Origin of the sequence: Fusibacter sp. A1 (assembly GCF_004125825.1) — a bacterium.
Taxonomy (GTDB): domain Bacteria; phylum Bacillota; class Clostridia; order Peptostreptococcales; family Acidaminobacteraceae; genus QQWI01.
This window is the reverse complement of sequence record NZ_QQWI01000001.1, coordinates 251,048-271,305: the sequence shown is the minus strand read 5'-3', so window position 1 is coordinate 271,305 and position 20,258 is coordinate 251,048. Positions and strand designations below refer to the sequence as shown.

The 20,258-nt window shown below is 40.3% G+C and carries 20 protein-coding genes; 15 read left to right on the top strand and 5 right to left on the bottom strand.

Annotated elements, in window-relative coordinates:
• Positions 1–3 precede the first annotated feature (3 nt).
• The 3 genes from DWB64_RS01120 to DWB64_RS01110 all read left to right on the top strand — a co-directional run bounded on the left by DWB64_RS01120 (position 4) and on the right by DWB64_RS01110 (position 2,386).
• Positions 4–675 carry a response regulator transcription factor gene (locus tag DWB64_RS01120; protein ID WP_129486335.1) on the top strand — a complete coding sequence of 224 codons (672 nt, stop codon included), beginning with the start codon at positions 4–6 and terminating at the stop codon, positions 673–675.
• Positions 657–1,958: a HAMP domain-containing sensor histidine kinase gene (locus DWB64_RS01115; protein ID WP_164980152.1), complete on the top strand. Its 1,302-nt coding sequence runs from the start codon at positions 657–659 to the stop codon at positions 1,956–1,958. The genes DWB64_RS01120 and DWB64_RS01115 overlap by 19 nt, the downstream gene beginning before the upstream one ends.
• A 122-nt stretch (positions 1,959–2,080) precedes the next feature.
• A complete protein-coding gene (locus tag DWB64_RS01110; RefSeq protein WP_129486333.1) occupies positions 2,081–2,386 on the top strand; it encodes a hypothetical protein in 306 nt (101 codons plus the stop codon).
• A gap of 766 nt (positions 2,387–3,152) precedes the next feature.
• Here DWB64_RS01110 and DWB64_RS01105 read toward each other — a convergent pair.
• Together DWB64_RS01105 and DWB64_RS01100 are read right to left on the bottom strand one after the other, a co-directional pair.
• Entirely contained in the window at positions 3,153–3,584 is a 432-nt protein-coding gene (locus DWB64_RS01105; protein ID WP_129486332.1) for a hypothetical protein, read from the bottom strand.
• 72 nt (positions 3,585–3,656) lie between these two features.
• Positions 3,657–4,217, bottom strand: coding sequence for a hypothetical protein (locus DWB64_RS01100; RefSeq protein ID WP_129486331.1), 561 nt, complete (start codon positions 4,215–4,217; stop codon positions 3,657–3,659).
• 36 nt (positions 4,218–4,253) lie between these two features.
• Between DWB64_RS01100 and DWB64_RS01095 the strand changes: the two genes are divergently transcribed.
• From DWB64_RS01095 to DWB64_RS01080, 4 genes are all read left to right on the top strand, one after another.
• On the top strand, positions 4,254–4,871 hold the full coding sequence (locus DWB64_RS01095; protein ID WP_129486330.1) for a glycine betaine ABC transporter substrate-binding protein: 618 nt from the start codon (positions 4,254–4,256) through the stop codon (positions 4,869–4,871).
• A 45-nt stretch (positions 4,872–4,916) separates the two neighbouring features.
• The gene (locus DWB64_RS01090; RefSeq protein WP_164980151.1) at positions 4,917–6,326 is read left to right on the top strand and encodes a flavocytochrome c; all 1,410 of its coding nucleotides are present in this window, start codon (positions 4,917–4,919) and stop codon (positions 6,324–6,326) included.
• 151 nt (positions 6,327–6,477) lie between these two features.
• Positions 6,478–7,512, top strand: a complete 1,035-nt coding sequence (locus tag DWB64_RS01085; RefSeq protein ID WP_129486328.1) for a winged helix-turn-helix domain-containing protein — start codon at positions 6,478–6,480, stop codon at positions 7,510–7,512.
• Positions 7,505–8,800, top strand: coding sequence for an MFS transporter (locus DWB64_RS01080; protein WP_129486327.1), 1,296 nt, complete (start codon positions 7,505–7,507; stop codon positions 8,798–8,800). The genes DWB64_RS01085 and DWB64_RS01080 overlap by 8 nt, the downstream gene beginning before the upstream one ends.
• 81 nt (positions 8,801–8,881) lie before the next feature.
• Here DWB64_RS01080 and DWB64_RS01075 read toward each other — a convergent pair whose 3' ends face one another.
• Positions 8,882–10,195 carry a hypothetical protein gene (locus DWB64_RS01075; RefSeq protein ID WP_129486326.1) on the bottom strand — a complete coding sequence of 438 codons (1,314 nt, stop codon included), beginning with the start codon at positions 10,193–10,195 and terminating at the stop codon, positions 8,882–8,884.
• 136 nt (positions 10,196–10,331) lie between these two features.
• Between DWB64_RS01075 and DWB64_RS01070 the strand changes: the two genes are divergently transcribed.
• The 8 genes from DWB64_RS01070 (at position 10,332) to DWB64_RS01035 (ending at position 18,269) form a co-directional block, all read left to right on the top strand.
• A complete protein-coding gene (locus tag DWB64_RS01070; protein WP_129486325.1) occupies positions 10,332–11,717 on the top strand; it encodes a tryptophanase in 1,386 nt (461 codons plus the stop codon).
• Between the two features lie 183 nt (positions 11,718–11,900).
• Positions 11,901–12,581, top strand: a complete 681-nt coding sequence (locus DWB64_RS01065) for a metal-dependent hydrolase (protein ID WP_129486324.1) — start codon at positions 11,901–11,903, stop codon at positions 12,579–12,581.
• Positions 12,582–12,823: 242 nt separating this feature from the next.
• Complete coding sequence (locus DWB64_RS01060) at positions 12,824–13,735, top strand: DUF523 domain-containing protein (protein WP_129486323.1); 912 nt, start codon at positions 12,824–12,826, stop codon at positions 13,733–13,735.
• Positions 13,736–13,878: 143 nt separating this feature from the next.
• Positions 13,879–14,145, top strand: a complete 267-nt coding sequence (locus DWB64_RS01055; RefSeq protein ID WP_129486322.1) for a hypothetical protein — start codon at positions 13,879–13,881, stop codon at positions 14,143–14,145.
• A gap of 8 nt (positions 14,146–14,153) precedes the next feature.
• On the top strand, positions 14,154–14,447 hold the full coding sequence (locus DWB64_RS01050) for a hypothetical protein (RefSeq protein WP_129486321.1): 294 nt from the start codon (positions 14,154–14,156) through the stop codon (positions 14,445–14,447).
• Between the two features lie 2 nt (positions 14,448–14,449).
• Positions 14,450–14,893 (top strand): MerR family transcriptional regulator, encoded by a 444-nt coding sequence (locus DWB64_RS19150; RefSeq protein WP_164980150.1) that lies wholly within the window; start codon positions 14,450–14,452, stop codon positions 14,891–14,893.
• Between the two features lie 190 nt (positions 14,894–15,083).
• Entirely contained in the window at positions 15,084–16,310 is a 1,227-nt protein-coding gene (locus DWB64_RS01040) for a GGDEF domain-containing protein (RefSeq protein WP_129486320.1), read from the top strand.
• Positions 16,311–16,490: 180 nt separating this feature from the next.
• Positions 16,491–18,269, top strand: a complete 1,779-nt coding sequence (locus DWB64_RS01035) for a methyl-accepting chemotaxis protein (protein WP_129486319.1) — start codon at positions 16,491–16,493, stop codon at positions 18,267–18,269.
• Positions 18,270–18,315: 46 nt separating this feature from the next.
• On the opposite strand, the gene DWB64_RS01030 is transcribed toward DWB64_RS01035, so the two are convergent.
• Positions 18,316–19,170, bottom strand: coding sequence for an aldo/keto reductase (locus DWB64_RS01030; protein ID WP_129486318.1), 855 nt, complete (start codon positions 19,168–19,170; stop codon positions 18,316–18,318).
• 19 nt (positions 19,171–19,189) lie between these two features.
• Complete coding sequence (locus tag DWB64_RS01025) at positions 19,190–20,251, bottom strand: 2Fe-2S iron-sulfur cluster-binding protein (protein WP_129486317.1); 1,062 nt, start codon at positions 20,249–20,251, stop codon at positions 19,190–19,192.
• Positions 20,252–20,258 lie beyond the last annotated feature (7 nt).

Below are 20,258 nucleotides of genomic sequence, written 5' to 3'. Positions count from 1 at the left end.
GATGTGAAGGTGCTACTGCTTGAGGATGACCTTGGAATCGGTCATATTTTAACAAAAACACTTGAAAAGAACGTGGAAAAAGTCGTCTGGGTACAAAGTGCCGAGGCGCTTTTCCAGTTAAGGAACATCAATGATTTTGATATCGCACTTATCGATGTGATGCTCCCCGGTAAAGACGGGTTTGAAGCGCTAAAATGGCTAAGGGCTATCAATGAGTCAATAGGGGCGATCATGCTGACGGCAAAGTCCCAGAGCGAAGATAAAGTAAAAGGATTGATGGGTGGAGCGGACGACTATGTGACCAAACCATTTAACACAAAGGAGTTATTAGCACGAATAAATGCCCTGTACCGCAAAGTTTTGATTATCAAAGAAGCTTCAAAGAGAAGTAGTACTGCGAACAGCTACGGATTGAATGAAGAAGAGGGTTATTTTGTTTGGAAGGGTTCCAGGGTGGATTTAACCAATACCGAAACATTGATTATCGCATGTCTGCTTGAACGCATGGGTCATGTGGTCAGTAGGGATGAGTTACTTGATAAAGTTTGGGGTAAAAACTACTTTGGTACCACTAAAGTGGTCGATGTGAATATACAGAGGATCCGGAAAAAAATGACCGAAGAAATTATTCTGACCAAATGGGGAAAGGGATATCAGTGGAACGAATCAGTTTAACGAAAAGTTTAAATAAAAGTTTGGCGCTTTTACTTGCCGCACTTGTGCTTATCATGAGTGCTTTTTTCGGATACATGCGTTTTTTACAGCTTAACGGCATTGTTGAAACGGCTGTAGAAGGTGTTGCGAACGAGGTTCAAAGCACCTTCGGTTATGAGATCTTAAAAGAGACAGCGATAACCGAAGATAACGCACGTGCGTTCTTAGCAAGAAGGCGTTCAACTACTGCGTGGATTATGATTGAAAATGCGAGGAATGAACTGGTCGCATCGACAGGCATGTACCTTGAAGTCCCTGAGGGCACCGGCCATCGAATGGAAGTCATAAGTGGGGAGGAGCTGCACGTTTATTCAAAGTCACTTGTATCAGAAAACGGGCTTCATCTTGGTAGAGTTCATGTGGTAACTGATAAAAGTGCCATCAAGGAAGTTGTTCTAAAAGAAACAGCCAGTTTTGTCTTGGTTTCGGTCGCAGTCGCAGGGATGATTTTCCTACTTACTTTACTGTTCTCGAGAAAAGTGACCAAACGATTGAATGAACTGAAAAGAATCAGTCAACAATTTGCAGTCAGAAACTTTGATGAGCAGGCTTTCACTAAGCCATTTGACGAGATCGGACAGCTAGGAGAAGTGATGAACTACATGTCCGAAAGCTGGCAAGAGCACCATCGTTACCGTGGTGAGTTTTTCTCGCAGACGGCTCATAATCTAAAAACACCCTTAACCGTCATGACTACTTGGATCGATTACTTAAAGGATCATCCTGACGAACACGAGGAAGGACTTGCAAGTATCGAACATGAGACTGAAAAGCTAAAACATATGCTGAATATCTTACTTGAAGACGTTGCGGACGGTAAGGAAGCACTTTATTTGTCGAATGTAAACCTCAAAGAGTGGATGGAAACGGAACTCTCAAAATGGAAATTGGCGTTTTCTAGAAATGAGCTCAAAGTTCATATGGAGATCGTAGATATCAACCTTGACCTTGATATCTACCGAATGGGACAACTTGTCTTCAACCTTGTAGACAATGTCTTAAAATACACACCCGTAGGAAGCCGTTTTGAAATTGAGGCATACAAAGAAGAGAAATTCATTTGTATTGCATTCAGTGACAATGGACCTGGCATCAGCGAACTTCAGATGGAAGCCAAGGGGCACGGTCTTGGTCTTAAAAGTGTAAAAAGCATTGCGAGCCTACACGGTGGTACCGCTGATGTATCAGAATCTAATTTGGGTGGCGTTAAAGTGATGGTGCGACTACCACTACAGCGCCGTTAGTCATTTATACTATTTGCAATAGAGAAGTCTAAGCGCTTGATTATTGGGTAATACTAGATAGAAAGCATAACATTCAATAGAGAATGACTTCAGATGAGAAGTCTAGAAATGGAGCGTAACCGATGTCTAAGCATATGATGATTTTGAATAGTTCTGATAAGGAAAAGATTGAGCAACTCATTCAAGAGGATTTAATTACCTACTGCGATAATGTGATGGTCATGGTTGAAGAAGTCGCTAATCATGAGATAATTAGAAACATGTCTCAACTCATTTTAGACGATTTGACTTCCGTCAATCTCAATGAAATAGGTACTTACCTAACGAAGGTAATCAACGGAGTCAGTCAGAATCAACTGGATCAAGTGAAAACAGAACTTCTCCTTTGTAAGAACTTTGTCAACGACATTGAAGTGATCTATACTTAATGTATGAAATGTAGATGAACTTTGGATAAGTAAAACCTCAAACTGATCAGTAACAGAAGAGCGGGTAATCTTATTTCTCATGGTGTACAGTCATGCATACTAGCTCTTCTGTTTTTGCTTATATCTCATTCTTCGCAAGTTAAGTCTTAAAAGCTCGATCATGTGGTCTACATTCATTGGGGTAATATTAGGGTGAAAATACAAGAACTAAAAAAGAACTTGAGCTTAGAAATAGTATGACTGTAAAACAGTTATTAGTCAGTGAGAAGTTTCAGTCAAAATATTTGGTTAAATTAATTGAGAATATAAAAGTATAATAAGAAGAGCCCACTACATTTGAATGAAGTACAAAAAAAGACAAAGGCCACTTTCGTGGACTTTGTCTACAGTCTGGTCCTTTTGTTATAGAAAGGGCTGTCTTTAATATGGTTATGACTTATAAGAATTGTGAAAAAACATGAGATAGTGTAAATAGTAAGTTTCAATCAGTTATGTACTTCTAGCCACTCCAATGAATAATCTTGTATTGTTTTCAAAACTAGATTTTCTAGATCCATTTTGCTAATTTTACTTTGGTTATCCTTAATTATTCTGTATAAGCTTCTAAATGTCACTTGAATATCATAAATTAATTGGCTAAATGATTCAGCTTGCTGCAAAAAAATGATTCCATCATGAGTAATATATGAATCTATGATTTTAATCTCAATTATTTTGCTGTTGTTATATTTACATTGATAGATGGAATTGATATAACCATATTTCACTAAGTTTTCAATTGATCTGATAATATCAGCCAACTTATAGGTTGTTGAAATACTGTTAACGTTATAACTTGGACTATTGTAGTTATTTTTTTTACAGATTTAGTTATTTGATTAACAGTTTTCTGGGTTAAGTTTTCAGGACCAAATTTAGTTATGAATTCCATGATTTTTTTATCAATACGGTCCATTTCACTTTGATTGATAGCATATGTATTACCATAATCAATTCTTTCAAGAACATTTAATTTGGATATCCGTTTTAATGAGTTTGACAAAATGTACTTGTCTATTTCATGTTGATGTTGTGAAACTCTAATCTTTGTATTAATTATACTTGATAGGTGATAGCAATCAGTTGAACAAACAATGTCTACTAGTTTCTTTAAATTACACAATGTAACTTTATTCATGTATTGATTGATAACAATCACAATATCCCACCTTTGTATAATTAATCCAACGAATTATTTCTAAAAATAATTAATTTATTGCGATATAATAAATTAGTAATAACTACTGTAATAATCCCAAGCTTTTCCTCCGCCGGCACCATCGTCAGTTACCGTAAGAATCGCTTCGAAATGGATCCCCATCCCATTTGCTGGCATATATGATTTCCATGTACTCAGACCTTGTGGTCTTATTAAGTATTGTACTTCATGCTTATAGTATATCACATAAGTTAAATGTGAACCCGGATATGCTTGTCTTCTACCTATTAAGTCAATGCTATACATATCATGAGTATCAAATATATCCTCATTCTTGAACACAGTGTAAACTCCGAATCTTTGACTAGTATCTTCTAATGTGAAAAAATTACAACTAATTCTATCGAAATCAGGAATTATAGAAGTTATTTGAGGCTCGCTTGAAGTAACAAATTCATTAGTCACAACATGTGTGTGTTTAAGCTCTTTTAGGATTTTTTTTAGTTCTTTTTCAGTTAATTTTTCTTCGCTGTTTAATTGAATAAAATCAGCGATCTTTTCATCAATAGCCTCTAATTGCTTATCAGTAAGTACGTAATCTTCAATTATTTTGTCATTCTTCCCTAAATGCATATACTTGCTAAATAGAGCCACCGTTCCGATGGTGCAATCTTTAAACAAACCGAAATTATTGGTGTTCAGGAAACCTTTGATTATGTTAAAAGTGCTAGTGAAGAAAAAGATGGTATCACTTGGTTAAAACCACTTGGTTGGAACAACACTTATGTTTTATCAGTAAGACCAGAAACTGCAGAAACGTTTAACTTAACTAATATTTCTGATTTAGTTGCTGTATCAGGTGATATGATTCTTGGAAGTGATGATGAGTTTATCAATCGAATGGATGGGTTGATTGGTCTTAAAGAGCTTTATCTTGGTCTTGATTTTAGCAAAGAAGTATCAATGGATCAAAGTTTAACTTATTCAGCGCTAAAAGACTCAAAAATTGATGTAAACACATCTTATAGTACGGATGGTCGTATCGCTAAATTTGGTTTAGTTAATCTTGTAGATGATAAAAACTTTTTCCCTCCGTATTATGTAACACCTATTCTCAAAATGGAATTTGCAAATGAAAACCCAGAAGTTGTTAAGGCGCTAGAAGAACTTGGTGGCCACTGGACGGAAGCAGAGATGCAAGTTTATAATCTAATGGTAGACGAAGGTGATTCAGCAAGAGATGTTGCAACGCTGATGTTAACAGATGCTGGTCTACTTGAGAAATAACAAATAAGGGTTTGCAAATTTATGAAATATTTGTTGGAGGTTCCTATGAATACACAAATCAAGTATGATATCGAAACAGATGTTATTGTTATTGGTAGTGGCTTTGCGGGGTTAAGCGCAGCAATTGAAGCTAAAAATGCCGGTGTGGATGTACTTATCTTTGAAAAGATGAAAGCGATAGGCGGAAACTCAATCATAAGTGATGGTGGCATTGCTGCACCAGAAACCAAACTACAAAAGGACCGTTTAATCAAGGACTCAAAAGAATTAATGTATCAAGATATAATGAAGTCGGGTCTTGAACTAAATAATAAACATCTTGTTCGCTTACTTGTAGACCAATCAAAAGAAGCTTTTGATTGGTCTATTCATTATTTAAAAGTACCTTATTTAAATAGGGTAGACCGCTTTGGTGGACATAGTGTTGCAAGGTGTTATACTGCTGACAAAACAACAGGTGCGACGATTATTAAAAAGCAAGTTGAAAAAATTAGTGATCTAGGAATTAAAGATCACAGGCAAATGTATTTTAAATCCTATATTTTTGACGATTTTGATAGAGTCTGTGGCGCTATATTTAGAAATGGTTATGAATATAATGATACTCAAAAGGGTGAAGATGTTTATGTGAAAGCTAATAAGGGTGTAATTATTGCCACTGGTGGTTTTAGTAGTGATGTTTCATTTAGAACAAAGTACGATAGTCGGTTAACAAATCTGATAGATACAACCAATAAGCCATTTGCTACTGCTGAAGCTATTATTGAATCAATGAGAATTGGTGCAGATACGGTGGATATGAATTTTATACAACTTGGACCATGGGCGTGTCCTGACGAAAAAGGTTATGGAGTCGGTCCGATATTTTCTGAGTACATCGTTTTTCAGTATGGAATGATTATCGACCCCGAAACCGGCAATCGATTCGTCAATGAATTGGCAGACCGAAAGGTGTTGTCGGATAAAATGCTAGCGATTGGACATCCATGCATAGCGGTAGCCGATGCGGCTGCTGTGAAGTATTCAGGGTGGGACATTACACCGTGTTTAAAAAAAGGGATTGTCCTTACTTTCGACACGGTAGAAAAGCTAGCCAGGTATTATCACATTCCAGAAGGTAAAATCCAACATACGATAAAAACATTCAATGAGGGCATCACACAAGGTGAGGATACCGCCTTTCATAAACCCGTGATTGAAGGAGCCGGTACTTTTGCTAAAGCGCCTTTTTACGCTATGAGGTTATGGCCGAAAGTTCATCATACTATGGGTGGATTGAAGATAACACCTACGTGTGAAGTTGTCAGCACTAGCGGTGATGTGATTCCGGGGCTTTATGCGGCGGGTGAAGTCACTGGTGGTGTCCACGGGGCCAGTCGGTTAGGTAGCTGTGCGATCAGTGAGTGTCTAGTGTTTGGACGAATCGCTGGACGAAATGCAGCAGGGAACGAGTGATTAAAAATAGGAGACAAATCCCATGAATGTGGTTTTTGTCTTTTTTTATGCTTTGATCAAATAGTTTACTGAAAATTTGCAAAATGAAAATAGTCATGGTACAATAGTTGTATGATTTGAGTCTAACAACTATTGCAAGGTGGTGGAAGGCATGATTAGAATAAGAAGGTCCGAATTACTGGAGTTTAAATGCTTTTTAGATAGGCTGGCTTTTGAACGTAATTACTTTGCCCGTGAGGACATCACATTACACAATGAGGCTTTAGTTAGTCTGATGGCTGAAATGGACGAGCATGTCACAGGATTTCTGATGTCGGAAGTACAGTATTTCTCAAGAATCCTGCTGGCGAATCAAATGATGCACCAATGCGGGATGATAGAACAGATGCCCACAGTGGAAGCATTTTTGAATCACGTAAAGGGACTCAGCGAAAAACAAGCCAAAGACCTCTATTTGACAAGTATCATTGAACGATCCACTGATGATCCTTTGGATGAGGTTTTAAAAGATTTGGAGGAAGATGATTATCTGGTTCATGTCGAGGTCAGGCCTAAGGATATTATTGAATTTGTACAAGAGTTTGATCATCTGTATGACCGGCTCATCACTTATTTTGAGAGGATGTACAAGCAAGTTTTTGAGCCGTTTAAAGATCGTATCATGGACATTCTAGATGTCGAAACACGTAAGTTCGAAGAGTGGCATCAAAGAGATCCAGATCAATTTGTCAAAGTGCTCTATAAAATGAACACCCAGAAGGTAGTAGACGGTACTTGTGATTCGGATTTTTATGTATCGGTCGCTTATCCAGGGAACATAAGTTTTACCATGGTGAAGAATCAGCCGGAGAGCTTGTATGTCAATTTTGGATATGCTGTAGCAGATTTCTTTAAGGCGACTAATTCCGAAACGATGATTAAGCTGATCGGTGAAGCCACTAAAATGAGTATCCTTAAGCTTCTGGCTGTTAAGCCGATGTATCAAAGTGAGTTGGCTCAAGAACTGGAGCTTAACCGGGCGACGATCGGTCATCATATCTCGCAGTTAACAGAAGTCGGCGTCATTCAAATTGCTTATTCCAAAGGGAATAGAGCTTATTATGAGATAAATATCGAACGGATCAGAGATGGATTTAACCAATTTGTGATTACTTTATGTGATAGTGGGGGCGCGTGTGATGAATAAGAAAGTAACCTTTAGATCGATGTTGAAGAACAAACATTTCATCAAACTTTTTTTAGCGGGTGTGATATCAAGATTCGGTGACTCGGTAGACATGATCGCCTACGGATTCATGGTCTATAAGATGACCGGGAGTGCGGTGCTGATGGCTACCCTGTATGCGGTTAATGGTATTCCCTCGCTTTTATTCAGTATGGTGGCAGGTGTAGTGGTTACCAGATGGCCAAAGAAGACGGTAATCTGGATATGTGACTTTATGAGGGGACTGTTTGTTCTAATTACGGGAATTCTTTTCGTAATCGGTCATCTGGCTGTTTGGCACCTGTATCTGTTTACGATTTTGAACTCGACGTTTGAAGCATTCAGATCGCCTTCTGCCTCTGCCCTGATTGTCCAACTGATTCCTGAAGAAGAAATCGCTCACGCAACATCGTTGAACACGTCTGCGAGTACTTTTTCTGAACTGATCGGTTATGCAGTCGCAGCACTTATCATCGGTGTCATAGGTGTTGGTGGAGCGATTATTCTGGATGGTGTCACTTTCCTCATCAGCGGCACGATCATCGCGTCGATTGCTGCTGAGAAAGAGGTTTTAGTGAAAACCAAGTTAACGATAAAAAAATATTTTGAAGAGTTAAAAGAAGGAATGGTTTATGTCATAAAAAGTCCCTTGATGCTTACTCTGTCGATATTCATTGGCAGTCTAATGCTGATGCTCGCGCCATTTAACGCGTTACAGATGCCTTATATCCTAGAAACCTTGAATCTAGGTACAAATGGAATTTCAGTCTTAAGCATCTGCTTTATGTTGGCGATGGTAGTCAGCAGCCTGATCGTACCAGGCATCACTGAAAAGATAGGGGGTAGAACAACCTTTATCGCAGGAGGAGTGTTCATGGGACTTGGTTACTTACTCATGGGCTACCTTCATGTTTTGGAGTTTGAAATGGCAAAGTTCATCGGCTTGGGGTTCGTTGCCGCCTTGATGGGATTCAATCTAATGTTCATTCAAGTACCGATGACGATCACCCTCATGAAAAAGGTGGATCGTACGCTGATGACCAGGGTATTTTCACTGATTTCTGTACTGGGCTTAAGTGCTGTTCCGATAGGTGGCGGACTGGTCGGAGCAATCGTCAACTACGTCAGCATTTCAACCATCTTTGCTTATGCTGGAGTAGGAGTCATTCTAATTTTTATCACTCAGCTTTTTAACAAATCATTAAAAGAGATGGATGGCAAGCAAAGTGAAGTAGTGACTGAGTTAGAAGCGAGTTCGGTTCCATCCTGACAAAAGACATGCATAAATCAAAAAAGCGGTTTCACTTTTTAAGGTGAAACCGCTTTTTTGATTGCCATAGTATGGTGTAACTCATATCAGTAGCTTTAGAACCCTGCTAGGCCTACCAGCCTTGCCGATCACCCTTTTACCGACCACTTCGACAAAACCTGCAAGCTCTAGTTTTTCGATGATCCTGTTCATGCTTCTAAGTGAATTCCCAAATTCCTTAGACAGTTCAAAACTTGTAAATGTGTCCTTTTTATAAATGTCCATAATGCTTTTCAGCTGATAGATATTGTTCACGCTGATTCCCGCCGCTTCAGAAATTCCCTTGAAATTATAATCCGAAAGTGGAGCTTGAACAGGTTGCTTGTCGATCGGCGTGACCCGTTCCATCTTATTTTTGTGGTAGACGACAAAGCACTGATTGCCACCCATGACAATTGCCTTGTTCTTGCCTAAAAATGCATTTGATTTCGCTTCTCTTGCCGTCATACCGAAGCCGATGCCTACACTGATGGTATGGTTCGTCCTCTTTTTCACACTAGTCAGTATAGAAAGTTCCCTTAAATTATTCGTTTCGAATTCTAGAATTTTTCTTGTCGTAAATAGAATATAGCTCTTTTCGTTTTCGACGACAGCTGCCTGGATGGACTGTGCGAACTTGTAGATTTCTTCTGTGATTTTAGTTTTCATAAGCATGATGCCGTAGTCGTTTTCATAATCCAGATCATAATCACTGCCTAAATCATTTTCTACTGAAATGACAACAATTTGATTGATACTCATGGTTTGCGTCTTGATTTTCTGGAGCAGTGTACGAATCTTATTTTCTATGGATGCCTGATTTGGTGTAAGAAGCATACTCGGAACTTGATCGTCCTGCAGCATTTTATAGACAGTTGAAATACCTGTGATCGCGGTTGTCTGACTTAATATATGTTGTTTTTTATGAAAATCATATAGGTTCTTAATCAGATGATTGGAATAAATGTTGATGTTTGAGGTATAAAGCGTGAAATCATCTTTATCAAATCCAAAACCGGCATAGATGCTATTGACAGCTTCTATGTCGTAAGAATCGATTGTGATATTTTTGATGTTCTTATGGTGTTTCAGACTGGCCTCGAGTAAGATCCTCTGCAACTGGCTCTCGTCGTTTTCCAGATAGATTGAAGGAAGCTGAGAATGCATATGATGGTTGATGATCTCATAGGGGAACTTACCGGTGAAGAAGAGGCCGTCAAAATCTTCTAGGTGTTCCTTGATATAGTTGACTGTGGTGTTCACCTGACTCATGTTGTGCATGTTGATAGGGTGACCTTCGATAGCTTCAAACTTTTCCCTAAGAACCGCCTGAATTCGATTGATGTTGTCTTCATGACCGACTATTCCAATTTTCATGACAAGTACCTCCTGTAGTCATGGTATGATACTTGGACATTAAAGTCAAATTAAAGACACTATACGGCACTTTTTCATGATGATAGACTCAATATAATGATAACCCTACATGTTAACGATAACAGGAGGAAGTACAATGATTAAATACGTTGCAGAACCTTTTAAAATCAAAATGGTAGAACCACTGAAAATGACAACTAGGGAGCAAAGGGAAGAATACCTTAAAGCTGCCAACTATAACGTGTTTGGTATCGATTCGGACAATGTCTATATCGACTGTCTTACAGATAGCGGAACTGGTGCCATGAGTGATGCCCAGTGGGCCGGTATGATGATGGGTGATGAGTCTTATGCCGGTGCTAGAGGCTACAGAAGACTTTTAAAAGCGGTTACAGACATCTTCGGATATGAATTCGGACAACCTGTGCACCAAGGCCGTGCGGCTGAACAGGTATTGTTGCCACTTTACCTCAAAAAGGGTCAAAAATCGGTTTCAAACATGCACTTTGATACGACTAGAGGCCATGTCGGTCTACTAGGCGCAAAAGCTGTAGATATTGTTGTTCCAGAAGCGAAAGACACGTCTACTTACCTGCCATTCAAAGGAAATATGGATCTTGTCCGTCTTGAAAAGTACATTCAAGAAGTTGGAGCTGAAACTATAGGCATTATCATCATGACGGTTACAAACAACTCAGCCGGTGGACAGCCTGTTTCTATGGAGAACATTAGAGAGACTAAAGCCATTGCTGACAAATACGGCATACCGATGATTCTTGATGCTGCAAGATACGCTGAAAACGCCCACTTTATCAGAGAGCGTGAAGAAGGCTATGCCGATGTCGAGATTATTGACATCGTTAGGGAAATGTTCAGCTATGCGGAAGCCTTTACGATGAGTGCAAAAAAAGACGCAATCGTGAACATGGGCGGACTGATCGGAATCAAGAATTCAGAAGAGCTTTATGTGAAGGTAAAAGGCTTGACGATTCCATACGAAGGTTTTGTAACTTACGGTGGCTTAGCAGGCAGAGATTTAGAAGCCTTATCCATCGGTCTATACGAAGGCCTTGACAAGGACTACCTAAAATACAGAATCGGACAGATCGAATACCTAGGCGGCAAGCTAAAAGAAATGGGCGTACCTTTCCAATATCCAGTTGGCGGACACGCGGTGTTCCTTGACGCTAAAGCATTATTACCTCATATTCCATACCATCAGTTCCCAGGTCAAGCACTTGCTTGTGAGCTTTATCTTGAAGCGGGAATCAGATCATGTGATATCGGTTCTTACTTGCTTGATTTAGATCCTGAAACAGGTGAGCAGTTAGAAGCTGAGATGGAGTTCACTAGACTAGCTATTCCAAGAAGAGTATACACACAAGCTCACTTTGATGTGATTGCTGAAGCACTTAAAAACATCAAGGAAAGAGCAAGCGAAATCAAAGGATACGAAATCCTATGGCAAGCACCTGTACTTAGACACTTTACTGCTAAGTTAAGACCAATTGAAGATAAGTAAAAATAGGTAGTTGACTTAAGGAACAGATACTTAAAAGTGCCGTAACCGAATCTTAAACGATTCTGTTAGGGCACTTTTCTTATTTTAGAGAAACATATATTACAATTACCTTAAAACACTGATTTCCATTGCCACTTTTAGTAAAATTAAAGTGGCAATAGTGTATTTATAGGAGGATATGAAATGAAACTTACTTATTTTGGACATTCCGCAGTACTAGTTGAAAAGGATGGATTTAAAGCGTTAATCGACCCTTTTATCACCTATAATCCGCATACCGATGTGACACTTGATGCTTTTTCAGGACTAAGCCATATCTTTGTCACCCATGGGCACGGAGATCATTTGGGTGATACCCTTGAACTCGCTAAGATGTATGATGTAACGGTCATCACCAATTTTGAAATTGCCAATTACCTTAGGACTTTGGGTGTCAATAGTCATGGAATGCATATCGGGGGGCGTCATACCTTTGAATTCGGTACGGTTAAAATGACACCTGCACTACACGGGTCTGGCATTCAAACAGAAGATGGGACGATAGATGGCGGCAATCCGTGCGGATTTGTCATCACTATTGGAGGTAAAACCATCTATCATGCTGGGGATACGGGATTGACCGTCGATATGACGCTCCTTGCAGAAGAGGAGATCGATGTCGCATTCCTTCCGATCGGCGGAAATTTTACAATGGACATACGAGATGCCGTGAGAGCTGCGACCTTTGTCGAGGCAAAAACAGTGGTACCGATTCACTACAACACGTTTCCTATCATAGAAGCTGATCCAGAGAAGTTTGTGAACCTTGTGAAAAATGCGCAAGTAAAAGTACTTTCGGCAGGTGAGACGCTACTTGTTGAGTAATTGGTGATAATTAAGAATGAAGGAAACACCTTTAAAACAGTTTTTGAGCATATAAGCTACACTAAGGATTATCTCCCTACAGACGCGTATCTGACTGAAGTCCTCTTCGATTTATTCGAGGAGGACTTCTTTATTAATGCAGACATTTGGTGATTAAGGAGTCTAGTTGGGTAATAAAGGTGATAAGGAAAAATTAGTAGAAAATGGACAGGGTGGATTACGCTGAAACAGGAGGATAAGGAGTGTATAAATTAGAACGAAAGATACAGATCGGAATGAGCGCATGCATGTGTGGCGCTAAGGTAAGATACAATGAAAAGGGCTGGGATATGATCAAGCATATGGGCAGAGACAAGGAAGCCTTTGTGTTTCATCCCATGTGCCCTGAAATCATGTCAGGAATGGGAGTTCCTAGACTAGCAATTCGGATAAAAGGAGAAAGTGGAATGTCGGTGTGGAACGATGGTGGGGAAGTTGTTGACGCATCGGGTCGTAAATGGACTTATGCCATCAAAGACTCCTGTAGGGACGTGATGGACTTTTGTGAGAAGCAGAAGCTTGATGCCTACATCTACATGGAAGGCAGCCCTACGTGCGGTGTGCTTAGGACAACGCTTAAGAACAACCGATTAGGTAAACCGCCTGGCGTACTGGGAGCCTTATTGTTGGAGTCGGAGATGTTTTTGATAAGCGGTACCGATCTGCAGAGCCCAATCAAGTGGTGGGATATTAAAAGACGCTTGATGGCGTTTATCTATCTTAAGGAATGGGACATAAAGGACAAGGCGACGCTTTATGAGATGTGGCACAATTATAAGTTCATCTGTCAGGAAATCAGCAATCAAGAAGCACGCGACTTAGGCAACCGCCTTGGAAACCTGCCAAAAGTTGTTACACAAGAGGAATTAGATGAAATCAAGCTGACCATAATGAATATGCTCAGAAACGCCTCGTCACCGGCAAAAATCAGACAGATGCTATGGAAACACTATACCCATCTAAGAAGGAAAGAGAATGTGATTTTACCTGAAGTTAAAGAACCGACAGACCTAAGAGGAATGCACGCCCTAGCAAAGGAACTGACCAAAATGACGACGGAAAGCTTTCAGCGCGATGTTATCTACGGACAAGTGCCTGTAATCTACAGAAGGTGATGAATGCCTCTTGTCTATGAAGTAAGGAGTCAAATAGTTACTGATCACACGTCAAGTTGGTGTGTGATTTTTTTTAAAAGTTTTATAAAAGCGCTTGACTCTGTGGTTACAACACACCTTATTGTGATGATGAGGTGATAATTATGATAAATAAACAAGAAAATTATTCAAAGCTATTTAGAAGTTATGCGTTTCCTATGATGATTAGAGGGGTGCTCAACAGTCTGATGCACACGGCGGATAGGCTGGTGGCAGCACTATTTATCGGTGCAAGCGCGCTTGTGGCTACGACGATCACTAGTCCGCTCATGTACCTGACGAATGCTGTGTCTGCGCTGTTCATCGGCCGTGAAAAGCCCAAAAAAGCGGGACAGTCTGCAAGTGGAATCCTGCTGCTGCTACAGTCGTGAGTGAAGCCGTGCAGTTCTTTGGAGGCGTTTATTACTTTGCCATGCTGATTGTCGACGCTGTGATGGTCTATGTCGTCAATCGTGCCTTTATCAGCTTCTTGACACCAAAGCACTTTGAAGCGTATGCGTCCGCAAATATCCTCATGATCGTATTCTATGGCATATTTATGGGAGCGACTGGCGGGCTGATCGGTGCATGGGGAGTAGCGACAGGATTTATTCTTGCGGATGTAATTTTAATATTACTTTTGGTGGTATATATGAAAAAACTGGACTTGTCGAAGTTAACTGTCTATGAATAGAGGTGACTACGGAAGATACAAAAAGAAAAAATTTAATCAAAAGCGAAGTGATCGCGCTATTCAATACAAGCAAAGAAACCTTAAGACACTATGAGAATGTCGGTATACTAAAGCCAGAAATCCATGATAAGAACTACAGATACTACGGAATAGAAGACATGAAACGACTTAGACAGATCTTCCTGTTCAGGGACTTGGGGATTTCAATTGAACAAATGAAAGCACTCTTTGAAGGGACAACGAAAAAAGTCCCTTATGATGACTACTATTTAGAAGAGAACTATTTCGGTGATCCATACCCTGGACTGGAAGCCTTTTTCAAGGCGTACAGTCCCAAGGGGAAAGTACTGGACTTAGGCTGTGGTCAGGGCAGAGACAGCCTGTTTTTAGCCGGGTTAGGATATGAGGTTGTTGGTGTAGACCACTCTAAAGTGGGCATCGAGTAAATGATTGAACATCCTCATAGATGGCAAACGCTACATGAAGGCTATGTGGAATACCCGGAAGCCAAATGTTCATACCATATGTTGGTGGTTAAGAAAACAAGCTGATTTTCTGATGAGCAAAAGTTCCTGTGTTTTAGTGGCTTTAAAAGGTGTATATATACCATAAGCCTATTCTTGAAAGGAGCGGACTATGAGATGTGACATATTGTATCTAGGAAAAGTCGAATTGAATACTTTTGAGCTATGCTCAGTCATGTCTGTGCAAAAAACGCTGCTCTTTGTCGAAAGAATGACCGATGTCGACCTAGCGATGTTGGATGCCGCTCTGCAACTTTCACAGGAGGAGATCAAGTCGATCAACGATGCGATCAGCAGGTATAAAGTACCTTTACTGCTTTATGTAGATGGTGACTGTAATCCTGTAATAGTTGACGAATGCAACCATACTGGCATCATACGCGCTCAAGAATCGTGTGAAATCAGCAAAGCAGTAATTAGAAACATCGTCACTAACAATAGAAGGATGAAAGAACTGCTTAAGGATAGCGACTTACTCGGATTATTCTTAAAGTACAATTTGAACTATGTATTTTTTAAAGATGAAAATGCCAGAGTACTCAAATTATCGGATAACTATGAAACAATGCTAGGTATTCCCGTTGAGGAGGCAATTGGAAAAAACATGATGGAATTGTTCCCCTCGGAGCTTGCAAGAAGCATGGTGGATGATGATCTGCGTATTCTGACTAACGATGAAAGTGTGGAAGTGATCGAGGAACTTCACGGTAGGTATTATAAGACCAGCAAGTTTCCGATACATAGGGAGGGCATGCCCTCTTTACTTGCTGGATTCACAATTGATATCACTGACATGAAACAAGCGGAACAGATGCTTATTGAGTCCAAAAAGCAAGTGGAGAAATTGACGGTAACCGATGTACTGCTCAGTATCAGTAATCGGCGAGGTTTTATCCTCGAGATGAACAATGAGATCAATAGAATCAACCGTTATGGATCAAAATCCACATTGATTATTTTAGATATCGACGAGTTTAAAAAACTTAACGATAAGCTGGGGCACTTTAAGGCGGATGATTTTTTAAGGGATTTGGTGAGTAAGGTCAATGGAATTCTGCGAACAAGTGATTTTTTTGGCAGACTTGGCGGAGATGAATTCGGAATCATCTGTGTATCCACTCCTTTGGAGAAGGGCATGGTAGTAGCAAAGCGCATTCAGGAAGTGGTCAATCAAATCTCTGTTGTCATTGATGGGGAACCTTATACTTATTCGGTGAGTATCGGCCTGACAGAAATCAACCAAGAACACATACATCTTGAAAGGTTGCTACATCGAGCTGATTTAGCGCTTTATCAAGCCAAGAGGGACGGTAGAAACTGTGTAAGGGTGTTGAAGTAATGACAAGATTAGGACATCGACTAGTTAAGAATCCTTGTAACTTCACATCAAGCGTTATAAGTTTTTTTGTTTTTGAAAGAGCGATGTCTTCCTTTAGATGATGATACTGATTGTCACTAGAGCATATGGGGTAATAAGAAAAAATATGAAGCATAGTTACATCATTGAGAGGAGTGAATCATGAGTAAAATAAGAACAAAGCTTGTACTAATGGTCTTAGTCAGTATGTTGTTGATAGCAGTCATTTTAGGTAGTACCTCATTTTACTTTATCTATTCGAGCAACATGGCAAGGCTTGATCAATTGGAAAGCAAAATGCTTGAAAATTACGATTCCAGCATAAAGAATCAGGTTGATATTCTTGTTTCTGAACTGACTGGTATTTCCAATCAGGTTGACAGTGGAGTGATCACTCTAGCGCAAAGTAAAGTGATTGCCGCAGATGTGATACGTAACGCGAAATACGGAGATTCTGGATATTTTTGGGCAGATGACACAAAAGGCGTCAATGTCGTATTGCTTGGTAATGAAGATGTCGAAGGAAAAAGTAGGATTGATCTTGAGGACAAACTTGGGAATATGATTATTCAGGATTTTATCAAAATAGTCGAATCAGATGGTTCGGGCTACTATGATTATTACTTCCCAAGACCCGGTGAAGAAGAAGCTCTCCAAAAAAGAGCCTTTGTCAAGCTTTACGAGCCTTTTGGATGGATCATCGGAACAGGCAACTATGTTGACGATATCAATGCATTTGTCGAAAACGAACGATCGATTGTCACAGCGGATATTAGCAGAGTGTTTGTCTATCTTGGAGGCTTTGTAATTATCGCGCTTATTGCAGGAAGTGTGATTGCGTTCATCATGAGCAATTCCATTTCCAAGCCTATTCTCGCACTTGCTGATGTTGTGAATAAGACATCGAATCTGAATATCAAAGATGACTCTACAATTGATTATCTCTTGAAGTACAAAGATGAAAGAGGTGTCATTGCAAAATCAATCGCCAACCTGCGTGTGGTGCTGAGGGATCTGATCAAAGAGATGCAAGCGGATTCCATTAAGCTTAATAGCGCCTTTGAAGAGTTAAACGTTATTGTAACAGATGGAAAAGAAGGAATCGAAGCGGTGACTCACACGGTTGCCGACTTTGCAAAAGGAGCTTCTGAACAAGCCGAAGATGCTCAGACAGCGGCTACGAACATGAATACGCTAGCGCAAGAAATCAATGCCAGCGTGAAGAGTGCTGAGATGCTTAGAGGCTATACAAGCGAAGTTTCGGAAAACAATAAGGAAGGTGTGCAGTTAATCAATGAACTTGGAGTCACATTCAAAGCCACCTCTGAAGCGAATGACAACTTAAATGAAAATGTAGGCACGCTTACAGTCAAATCGTCGTCGATCGTACAGGTCACAAGTACGATTCAACAGATAGCAGAACAGACCAATTTACTGGCTCTCAACGCTGCGATTGAAGCGGCGCGTGCTGGAGATGCGGGCAAAGGCTTTGCTGTAGTAGCAGAAGAAATTAGAAAACTAGCAGATGAAACTTCCAAATCAACTTTGAAAATTGATGATATCATCAATGAAATATTAGGCGAAATCAAGCAAACAGAGTCCAATATGATTAGCTCGAACGAATCCATCAAAATATCGGGTAATGTGCTTACAAAAGTGCAGTCTTCCTTTAATGCTATTGAAGAATCAATGAAAAAGACAATTACACAACTGGACAGCATCACTCAAAACATACAGACAGTGGACAAAAACAAGAATCTTGCAATTGAGTCGATTGATGGAATTTCGGCAGTCACAGAAGAAAACGCCGCAGCGGCAGAAGAAATCTATGCGACCATGGATACTCAGGCTGAGTTGATGGGACATATCCTCGACAATGCTTCTGAGGTTGGAGAAACCGCTGAAACTCTAAAAGAAATCATTCAGAGATTCACCATATGACACAAAAAGGATCGCATTGATTGCGATCCTTTTCTATTTGATTTGATTACCTCTGCTTAAGAGGGAAGAGCGGCCGTGTCGAATTGGCGATACCTGTCAATTTTTCGAGGTCGTCCTTATTGATGGAAACGCCGCTATTGATGATCTTTACAGCCCATCTGAACTGTTCGATGTTACCTGGTGGAATAATGGCGCTGACACCTCTTGAAAGGCTGTACTTCACGGCTTTATCCGCCAGATCAAACTCTTCGATCGGATGGTACCACGCCTTCGGGAAGTTGACGGTGTCACTGACCTGATGCTCCCCAAGTACCATCGATTTGATCCCGATGATTCCCATTCCCTTCTCTTGGGCTTTTTTTAGTACATGACTTCCATAGCCGTTTTTGATAAGTGAAACGAAATTGAAAGGAAACATGATCGAATCGAAATCATAGCGTTCCATGAGTGCAAGAGCAGCTTCTGTGGAATGAGCTGAAAAACCGATGTGCCTAATCAGCCCCTGTTCCTTTGCTTTTATAAATGTTTCAAACGCCCCATGTGGACCAAAGGTCTTTTCAACATCCTCGAGGTTATAGACTGCATGGAGCTGATATAGATCAAAATAATCCGTTTTTAAATTTTTTAATGAGGTTTCCAATAAGACTCTAGCACCTTCAGCTGTCCGGTCCTCTGTTTTACAAGCTAAAAACACTCCGCTTCTTTTTCCTTCAAGGGCTGGACCAAGCCGCTCTTCGGCATCAAAATACGTAGGGGCGACATCAAAATAGTTCACTCCCGCATCCAGTGCCTCGGCGACATAGTCATTGGCGTCTTTCTGAGTTTCTTTTGCTACGATCATACCGCCAAATCCGACTCTTGAAATTGTACTTTGGGTTTTTCCTAATTTGATACTTAACATAGTTATCTCCTTTAAGGTTTCACGTTAGGTATAAATAATTCAAGTGTTCTGCTTTCACTCCTTTTAAAAGCAGATGCTTTCTTATTAGCTTTACACGATCTTTTGTTGCATAGAGGTAGACGAAGCATTTGGTGCAATCGGTCAAGAGATTATCAACAAATGCGTCGTCTACCTCTGTAGTTGTCACCCGGTGCCATGCAAGGTCCATTTCAGTGAATCTGGCAAGTGTGTAGTCCTTTAAATCGGACTTTTCCGTACTGTCGATTTGGAGGAGAGTGATAGAACGCTTATCATCCAATTTGCTTAAATAATTAAGAATGGAGACGATGGCGCCATATCCGTTACCGTCAAAGACCAGCAGTATAGGTGAATCAGCTTGTGGAACCTTGAACTGACCATATGGTCCGGCTAGCTCAATCGGATCATCCAGTTTGATCTGCTCATGGAAATAGGAGCTGCAGATCCCTTCGGGAACGTGTTTGACATATAAATCAACACAACTCTGGATACTGTCGTAGGTTCCTATGAAGTAATCTCTCTTAATGCTACTCTTGGTGTTAGTAAAGACAGGGCAGATCAGCCTAATGTATTGAACGGGATCAATTTGGATCGGATGCTCGGTAGCGATTTTCAGTCTGACTAGCCTGATGTCGTCTGTGATTCTCTCAAAGCCTACAATCGTACTCTGATATAAGTTCGCAGTCATAAGCTCATCGGGTAGAATAATCCGGAGGTCATTCGTCACCCGGTACTGACAAGACAATCTGTAGCCCTTTTGTTTATCGTCCTCGCTTAAATGGATTTCCTCAATAGGGAGCAGTTTACCCGAACCTTCTACGACCTTTACCTTACATGAGCCACAAGTTCCTTTACCGCCACATAAGACAGGTATCTGGATAGCATTGGCTTCCAACGCTTCAAAGAGCGTGTCTCCACCCTTTACCATGAACTGCGTATGGTCATTGACAATGATTTTAAATTTTCCATAACTGATGAAGTATTTTCCTGATATGGTCAAAAGGATTGAGAAAAAGGCAACCGCCGCTGCGATTACAAGTGCTGTTGTCAAAATTATGTTCATAGGCTCA